Here is a 1,127-nt window from a genome sequence, read left to right on the forward strand (position 1 = left end):
CACGTTTATGGCAGATAGCGACCAGTTCCATGTCCTCCAAGAGCTCCATCATAGCCTCATACTCTGTATCGGGAACGCAGTAGAGTGCCGGCTCGTTGTGATTGATGGGGGGCATAGGGAAGTTGCCGTCAGCCGTCATGGAGTCAATTGGATTTTTCTTCAGGTTGGAGATTATTGCGACCGTTTGTGACAGCAAAATATGAGTCACGAAAGAGCTCCTTGCGGATATTAACGGAGGATTGACTACTATTCCTTGCAGCCTATGGGAACTTAACTTTTCTAGTGTGTAGGATGTTTCTGGTAATCAGCTAAGAATCGTCTCAAACAGCGGTATCGCTCTTTTTTTGGTGTTTATCTGCCTTTATATCTAGCGCCATTTTTCATACATCAAGGATGTGAAATATGGCGCACGGATTCATCAATGAAAAGACCACTCATTACCCCAGTCTAAAAAGCCAGCTGCTGATACAGCGCGGCTCACATGCGCTCACCAAGTTCGACACGATCAATAGTCACCTGCGCCGCTCGATGGTGACCCCAGGGCAACTGGTGATCGTGCCCGACGAAAGCACGGCGTCCTGCACCTTTGAAGAGGCCTGGTTGATGACACGGGCCCGGGAAGTCGATCTGGCCCTGAGTCTCGACCCCAGGGCGGGTGTCGAGATCCTGAACAACTATGATTTGTTGCAGGGTTTGCTGGGTTACAGTTCGATTGGCATCGGTAGTTCCACTGCGGCCTGGGGGCGGCATTTGACCGGGGTTGAGGGCACCTTGAAGGAGATCGAAAAGCTGCATCAGCAGCATCTGAAAGGCGGCGCTTCGACCAGATCCGAGTTCATCGCCAAGCGGCAGGCGTTGTTCCAGAAGTTGGACATGCAACTCCAGGGCGTCGGTCATTACGGCACCAGCCTGCAGCACAACAAGTCGATCAAGAAAATGCTCGGCATTTCCACCCGACGCTATCTGCATCGCCAGGACATCGACGGATATGCGCAGCGGATCAACAAGATTGCCAATACCTCCCGTGTTCTGAGCAAAGGCGGCTATGTAGGTATGGCGCTTGACGTGGGGGCTGCAGGATTGGCCATTCAAGAGGCGTGTTCGATGGGGCGGGAGGAGCAGTGTAG

The 1,127-nt window shown here is 52.7% G+C and carries 2 protein-coding genes; one reads left to right on the forward strand and one right to left on the reverse strand.

The window, feature by feature from the left end; translation table 11 throughout:
- On the reverse strand, positions 1–208 hold a 208-nt coding region (locus M5B99_RS29580; protein WP_248807453.1), incomplete at its 3' end, for a plasmid stabilization protein.
- Between the two features lie 194 nt (positions 209–402).
- Here M5B99_RS29580 and M5B99_RS29585 point away from each other — a divergent pair.
- On the forward strand, positions 403–1,127 hold a 725-nt coding region (locus M5B99_RS29585; protein WP_248807454.1), incomplete at its 3' end, for a hypothetical protein.

Source organism: Pseudomonas sp. MWU13-2100, from assembly GCF_023242365.1.
Classification (GTDB): Bacteria; Pseudomonadota; Gammaproteobacteria; order Pseudomonadales; family Pseudomonadaceae; genus Aquipseudomonas.